This window comes from Vreelandella rituensis, from assembly GCF_003336665.1.
Classification (GTDB): domain Bacteria; phylum Pseudomonadota; class Gammaproteobacteria; order Pseudomonadales; family Halomonadaceae; genus Vreelandella; species Vreelandella rituensis.
Genome location: NZ_QPIJ01000096.1, coordinates 1 through 7,227, shown reverse-complemented (window position 1 = coordinate 7,227; position 7,227 = coordinate 1). Strand labels below are relative to the sequence as shown.

Here is a 7,227-nt window from a genome sequence, read left to right as displayed (position 1 = left end):
CTAAAAAACAATATTGCATCGTTACCCCGTCAAGAAGACGTCAGATAGCCACCAAGCTCGGATTACGTAGTCGTAAAGCGCTAAATAATGACGCTACCGCGGGCGTGATGAATAAAGCGGGGTCCATGGAGCAAGCGCGCACCTGGCTGGAGGTCAAAGACACCGACAGCATTAAGAAAGCCATGGAAAGCCAGCAAAAACCGCTGCCAATCTTACCGAAAGAATGAAAGGTGACGCGGAAAAAGTCATTTCCCTAAGCCAGGACTTCGCTCAGCAAATTCAGAAAATGACCGAAGAAATTAGCAAGAATGTTAACAATGTCGTGGCAACGCAGTAATTGCCAAGGCTAGCACGCAAGGGTTGATCCGCGCTGCTCAGCCGGGATGTAAAAACGCCACCTTTAAGTGTAATGCCAGTCAGTTAACGCTGACTGGCATTTTTCTTGGTGGGGTATTTCTGTGGTCGGCGCCTGACCGATCGAGGATAAGACCGCTCGCGTCGCTCAGGCAGGACGAAGTACATCACCGACCAGCAACGCCACACCTCCGAGAAAGGTGAACAACAATCGCGGCGGCTACGCCGCCGATAGCGGCCTTCCCTGGCCGACCCGGCTTGACTCGAAGCTAAAGCAACCGAGATTGCGCCGGGGTTGGTTCAAGTGGGGCCGTTCGTACCTCTGTCATGCAATGGCGAGTATACTCGGATGCTCTCAGCCACCTTGACGCTCATCTACGGGGCGTAATCGATCAAGGTGGTGCCTGAAATAAAGGCAAGCATCTACTACCTTGCCGTGTTGGTTTATCGAGGAGTCTTATGAAACCCCTACCGCATGTTCCCCTTCGCCGTACCAAGATTGTTGCCACCCTGGGACCGGCCAGCGACCGTGACGGTGTGCTGGAAGCCATGTTGGTGGCGGGTGTGGATGTGGTCAGACTGAATTTCTCGCATGGCAGTGCCGAAGATCATAAGCGGCGCCTGGAACAGGTCCGTGAAATTGCCGCCCGACTGGGTCGCAGCGTCGCGGCCTTGGGTGATTTGCAAGGTCCCAAGATTCGCATCGCCCGGTTCAAGGAAGGCGTTATCGCTTTGCAAGAAGGCCAGGCGTTCATTCTGGACATGTCGCTGGATCGTGATGCCGGTGACCACCAGCGGGTGGGTTGTGATTACACCGCTCTGGTGAATGATGTGGTAACAGGTGACCGCCTGTTGCTCGATGATGGCCGCGTGGTGCTGGAAGTCGCCTACGTTCAAGGCAAAGAAATTCATACGACGGTGGTGGTGGGCGGCAAGCTTTCCAACCACAAGGGAATCAATAAACAAGGCGGTGGGCTTTCCGCCCCGGCGTTGACTGAAAAGGATAAGCAGGATCTCGAGACCGCCGTCGCCATCGGCGTGGATTATCTGGCGATTTCGTTTCCGCGTTCCGCCGATGACATGCGTGCCGCCCGCCGCATGCTGGGTGAGGCCGGTGCCGATATCGGCTTGGTGGCCAAAATCGAACGCGCCGAAGCAGTGGCTGATGACGCCACCCTGGATGCGATTATCGAAGCATCGGAAGCGGTCATGGTGGCACGCGGCGATTTGGGTGTGGAAATCGGCGACGCCAAGCTGGTAGGGATTCAAAAACGTCTGATCAAGCGCGCCCGCACCCTCAACTGCGCGGTGATCACCGCCACGCAGATGATGGAATCGATGATCGACTCGCCGCTGCCGACTCGCGCTGAAGTGTTCGATGTGGCCAACGCCGTGCTCGACAGCAGTGACGCCGTGATGCTGTCCGCCGAAACCGCTGCCGGTGATTATCCGGTGGAAACCGTCGAAGCCATGTCGCGTATCTGTCTGGGTGCCGAGCGTGAAAAGAGCGCCCAGGAATCCGGTCATCGTATTCACGAAGGCTTCACGCGCGCGGACGAAACCATTGCACTTTCCGCCATGTATGCGGCCAACCATATGACCGGCGTGGCTGCCATTGCTTGCATGACGGCGTCGGGCTATACCCCCCTGATCGCCTCGCGTATTCGCTCGGGTTTGCCGATCGTTGGTCTGGCGCACAACCCCATCGCCCAGCGACGCATGGCTTTGTATCGCGGTGTGGTATCGCTGCCGTTCGATACCTCCGGGATGAGCCCGGCCGAACTCAATCACCGCGCCTTGGCATTGCTGGTGAGTCACGGCCTGGCCGAAAAAGACGACTATGTGATTCTGACGCGAGGCGATCACATGAATGCTCACGGTGGCACCAACACCATGAAGGTCATGCAGGTGGATGATGCCCACAGCGAGGCGATTCCAAAATGAACCCGACACGTCGTGTCTTGCTTAAAGGGGCGCTTGCCCTGCCATTTTTCAGCCTGTTGCCCTTTTCCTGGTTGCAGGCCGACGAGCCTCCCCAGCCAGCGGTGACGCGACTGGTGATACATAGCGACCAAGGGCCTCAGCGCCTGGAAGTGGAAGTGGCTCGGACCCCGGCACAGCGACGCCAGGGATTGATGGAGCGTGACAGCCTTGCGCCTCGCTCGGGCATGCTGTTTCGCTACGCTGAGGATCAACCTCCGGAAAGCGCTTTCTGGATGTACCGCACGCGTATTCCGCTAGATATCGCTTATCTGGATGAGCAAGGTCGTATTGTCGCTATCGATCGCATGTCACCTTGTGAATCTGAGTCGGCGGCCGATTGCCCGTCTTATCCGGCAGGGGCAAGCTACCGCTCTGCGCTCGAGGTAAACGCAGGGTTTTTCGCCGAGCATGCTATCAAGGTTGGCGACTGCGTCAGTTGGCCTGGGCTTGAAGGTATCTGCTGAAAAAAGCGGCTCAAGCATTCGGTTTCAACGCTTGGCTGAGTACAATCAAACAACTTGGCTACAAGCATTTTAATGGGTGCCGTTTTATCTTGAGGCGCCACTAACGAAACGACCAATAACAATCGCCTTTCCAGGCTTTGCTTAAGGAACCATCATGACATTGTCGTATTTGACGCGTGCCGCTGTGCTGCTCGTTGGTACCGCCGCCTTGACCGCCTCGCTTTCCGCCCAGGCGCGGGAGCTTTCCGTTTCCACTGTCCTTCCCGATGCCTTCCCTTGGGGCCAGGCGGCGGAAAAATGGGCGGAGCTTATCGAAGAACGTAGCGATGGCCGCTTGACCCTGCGCGTTTATCCCAACTCCCAACTGGTATCGGGCGATCAAACCCGTGAATTTTCCGCCATGCGTTCCGGTCTGATTGATGCCGCCGTGGGCTCGACCATCAACTGGTCGCCGCAAGTGCCTGAGCTCAACTTGTTTTCGCTGCCGTTCCTAATGCCGGATGAAGCCGCTGTGGATGCGGTGACCGGCGGTGAGGCGGGTGAAATGGTGTTCGAGGCTATCGAGTCACGCGGCGTTATTCCTCTCGCCTGGGGTGAAAACGGTTTTCGTCAGTTATCCAATTCGCAAGGGCCGGTCAGCGAGCCCGAAGACCTCGAGGGTCTCAAGATTCGGGTAGTGGGTTCACCTCTGTTTCAGGATACGTTCAGTGCTCTGGATGCCGACCCCACTCAGATGAGTTGGGCCGATGCCAAACCCGCCTTGACCACAGGCGCAGTGGACGGTCAGGAAAACCCCTTGTCGGTATTCGATGTGGCGCGCATTGACCAGGTGGGCCAGGAATATCTGACGTTATGGAACTACATGAATGACCCCCTGGTTTTCGCCGTCAATCAGAATGTGTGGCAGACCCTGGATGAGGTTGATCGTGAGCTGCTGCGCGAAACCGCCATCGAAGCCGGTAAATGGGAAATCGCCATGACCCGTGAGCAGGAAAGTGAGCGTCTGGCGAGTATTCAGGCGCGCGGCGTCACCGTCACCGAACTGACGGATGAGCAACATCAAGCCTTTGTCGAAGCGACTCAGTCAGTGTATGAAAAATGGGTGCCGCGTATCGGCGAAGACCTAGTTGAAGCAGCACGTTCTGCGATTGACGCACGCTAACCAAGATTCTTGCCTGCTAGCATTTGACCGGCCCTTCAGGGCCGGTTTTCTTACATAGGTTATGAAGACAGCCAGGGTGAAAAGAGCATGAGGGTCTCATGAAACAACTTCCCGATGCGCGAGTGGAGCGCTGGCTGGGATCGCTGGCGTTGATCATTATCGCCGTGATCAGCCTGGGCAATGTGGTAACGCGCTATATCACCGGGGGCTCGTTCTCGTTCACCGAAGAATTTTCGGTGTTTCTGCTGGTGGTGCTGACCTTTGCCGGAGCGTCGGTGGCATTGCGGCGCAATCGGCATATTCGTATCGGTTTTCTCGAGCGGGCGCTTCCGGAAGGGCCGCGCCGTGGCTTGATCGTTTTCCAGGCGCTGTGTGTGGGCACTGTGTTGGGGCTGGTGACCTGGTTCGGTGCCAAGCTGGCCTGGCAGGAATATCACTGGGAATCCCTGTCGGCGGGGCTAGGACTGCCCCAATGGTGGTACATCATATGGCTGCCGCTATTATCGGCTGCCATGCTGGTGCGTCTGGTTCAGCAAACGCGCGCCCGGCTGAACGGGAGTCTCGACGATGAGCCCTGATGTCTGGATGTTGCTGGCCTTTGCCGGGCTTTTGATCGCTGGGGTGCCGGTGGCGTTTTCCCTGGGCCTGTCGGGTGCCGTGGGCATTGTGGTGGGGCTCTCGCCAACCATGCTGGCGACCCTGGGCACCAATACCTACAACAGCATTGCCAAATATCCCTTGATCGCGATTCCATTGTTCATTCTCACCGGGCTGATTTTCGAGCGCTCGGGGGTGGCATTGCGCCTGGTGCGCTTCGCTCAGGCGTTGATCGGGCCGCGTCACGGTGGCTTGGCGCTGGTGGCGGTGCTGGTGTGCATGATCATGGGCGGCATGAGCGGCTCAGGCCCGGCCGATGCAGCGGCGGTGGCCATGGTGATGTTGCCGAGCATGACCAAAGCGGGCTATCCCAAACCGTTTTCGGCCACCTTGATTGCCGCCTCAGCGTCTACCGCGATTCTTATTCCGCCCTCGGTAGCCCTGATTCTGTATTCGATTGTGGTGCCGGGAGTCGATTTGCGGGCGCTGTTTGCCGCTGGACTGTTCCCCGGCCTGCTGGCGGGGGCGGCGCTGTTGGTGCCGGCACTGATCGTCTCGAAACGCTATGGTTGGGAAGGGGGCGGTCAGGCGGGCGTGAACCTGGGAGAAGGGGAGGAGCGTCTGAGCGTGGGCGAGAGTTTCAGGCAGGCATTGCCTGCGTTGTTTGCCCCGGTGTTGATTCTGGGCGGACTGCGTTCGGGATTGTTTACTCCCACCGAAGCAGCCGTTGTGGCGGTAGCCTACGGCGCTTTGGTTGGCCTGTTCCTGACCCGGGAAATCAACTTGCGTGATCTGTGGGAATTGTTCGGCGAAGCAGCGGTAATTTCCGGTGTGGTGATGCTGATTATCGCCCTGGCGGGTATTTTCGCCTGGGCCGGCACCATGCTGGGTACCTTTCGCCATTTGGCCGAATGGATCATTGGTTTGACCGACAACGGCGTGCTGTTGTTGATCCTGGTGATGCTGGCGGTGTTGGTGGCGGGGATGCTACTGGATGCGATCTCCATCTACCTGATCATGATGCCGATCCTGATTCCGGTGATGCAGCATTTCGAGTGGAATCCGGTGTGGTTCGGTATTCTGATGGCGATGAATATCGCCATCGGTCAGTTTACTCCGCCTGTGGCGGTGAACCTGATGGTGACCACGGAAGTGGCGCGAATACGCCTGGAACATACCATGGGTTGGGCGCTGCTGTTCGTGGTGGCCATGGCTTGTGCCTTGGCGCTGGTGGCGGTCTTCCCCGGCATTGCTTTGTGGTTGCCCACAGTACTGGGATACAACGTTTAGAGGGGCCAGTGTTTGAGGAGTCAGTATTTGAGGCGCCCGACCCAGGACTTGAGCCAGGCGGCATTGACTTGCCGGTTCAATCACTGGGGCGGGTATTGGCGTGTAATTGAGCCAGAATATCATGGTGCAATTGGGCACTTTTGGCATCGAACAGTACGAATCGCACGCACTTGATATGCGGACAGTCGGGCAGCGTCTTGATGACGGTGCTCAGCGCAACACGAGCTGCTTCGGCGGGAGGGTAACCGAAGGCTCCGGCTGAAATTGCAGGGAAAGCGATCGACGTAATGTCATGTTTTTCAGCGATTTGTAGAGCATTACGATAACAGTCGGCAAGCAATTTGTCGGAGGGTTCGTCGCGCCCATACACTGGACCCAAGCAATGAATGACGTAGTCATTGGGCAGATCGTGGGCGCCACTAAGTACCGCCTCTCCGGGTTTGATCGGGGCCATGGCGTGGCATTCTTGCGCAAGGCCCGGCCCGGCGGCACGGTGCAAAGCGCCCGCCACGCCCCCGCCACTTTTAAGTTGGGCGTTAGCGGCATTGACGACTGCATCCATATCCGGCTGGTCGGCAATATCCCCTCGTCGGCATTCGATACGTTCGGCTGGTGTGTTCATGACCGCACTCCTGTGGAAGGATGTTCGATTCTGGTTAGTTGTCACAAATGATTGTCATAAATAGTTGTCGCAAAACACCGGGTCAGTGGCAGTCTGGTTGCTTTTGGGTGTGCTTAACAAGCTGGGGTAAGGATACTGAAGGACGATATTGTTATCTAAAAGCGCGTAATACCTCTTCCTGAGTCGCGTAGCGCGGAGGGAGGGGATACAAGCGCCTTGTGTTCTTACGCAAATGATACTAAACTGTAATTCATGAAAACCGAACGCGCCTACAAGTACCGCTTCTACCCGACGCCCGAGCAGGAAATCCTGCTGGCGCGGACGTTTGGGTGCGTGCGGTTTGTCTGGAACACCGTGCTGCGCTATCGCACCGATGCGTTTTATCAACGTCAGGAAAAGATCGGTTACAACGACACCAGCGCTTTCCTGACCCAGCTGAAAAAGCAGCCTGACACCGCGTTCCTGGCCGAAGTCAGCTCGGTACCCTTGCAGCAATGCCTGCGCCATCAGCAATCGGCCTTCAAGCACTTCTTTGCCAAGCGCGCACGGTACCCGCGATTCAAGTCAAAGAAGCAGCGGCAGTCCGCCACCTTTGCCAGTTCGGCGTTTGCGTATCGTAACGGCCAGATCACGTTGGCCAAGTGCCAGGAACCCCTCAGCATCCGCTGGAGCCGCGTGCTTCCGTCAGCCCCCAGCACCGTTACCGTGTCCCAAGACCGCGCCGGTCGCTATTTCATTAGCTGCTTGTGCAAAGT

General features: G+C 57.4%; 7 protein-coding genes and 1 pseudogene. 7 read left to right on the top strand and 1 reads right to left on the bottom strand.

The features are described 5' to 3' along the window. The 6 genes and pseudogenes from DU506_RS22720 to DU506_RS20195 form a co-directional block, all read left to right on the top strand. Positions 1-227, top strand: a pseudogene (locus DU506_RS22720) (hypothetical protein); the annotation flags it as partial. 586 nt (positions 228-813) lie between these two features. Continuing rightward, on the top strand, positions 814-2,298 hold the full coding sequence (gene pyk / locus DU506_RS20215) for a pyruvate kinase (protein ID WP_114488655.1): 1,485 nt from the start codon (positions 814-816) through the stop codon (positions 2,296-2,298). After that, entirely contained in the window at positions 2,295-2,801 is a 507-nt protein-coding gene (locus DU506_RS20210) for a DUF192 domain-containing protein (protein WP_114488654.1), read from the top strand. The genes pyk and DU506_RS20210 overlap by 4 nt, the downstream gene beginning before the upstream one ends. A 154-nt stretch (positions 2,802-2,955) precedes the next feature. Beyond that, positions 2,956-3,963 (top strand): DctP family TRAP transporter solute-binding subunit, encoded by a 1,008-nt coding sequence (locus tag DU506_RS20205; protein WP_114488653.1) that lies wholly within the window; start codon positions 2,956-2,958, stop codon positions 3,961-3,963. 98 nt (positions 3,964-4,061) lie between these two features. Further along, the gene (locus DU506_RS20200; protein ID WP_114488652.1) at positions 4,062-4,541 is read left to right on the top strand and encodes a TRAP transporter small permease; all 480 of its coding nucleotides are present in this window, start codon (positions 4,062-4,064) and stop codon (positions 4,539-4,541) included. Beyond that, entirely contained in the window at positions 4,531-5,850 is a 1,320-nt protein-coding gene (locus DU506_RS20195; RefSeq protein ID WP_114488651.1) for a TRAP transporter large permease, read from the top strand. The genes DU506_RS20200 and DU506_RS20195 overlap by 11 nt, the downstream gene beginning before the upstream one ends. 76 nt (positions 5,851-5,926) lie before the next feature. Here DU506_RS20195 and DU506_RS20190 read toward each other — a convergent pair whose 3' ends face one another. Continuing rightward, positions 5,927-6,472: a macro domain-containing protein gene (locus DU506_RS20190; protein ID WP_114488650.1), complete on the bottom strand. Its 546-nt coding sequence runs from the start codon at positions 6,470-6,472 to the stop codon at positions 5,927-5,929. A 252-nt stretch (positions 6,473-6,724) separates the two neighbouring features. On the opposite strand from DU506_RS20190, the gene DU506_RS20185 reads away from it, so the two are divergent. After that, positions 6,725-7,227: RNA-guided endonuclease InsQ/TnpB family protein (locus DU506_RS20185; RefSeq protein WP_147273799.1), on the top strand; the 503-nt coding region annotated here is incomplete at its 3' end.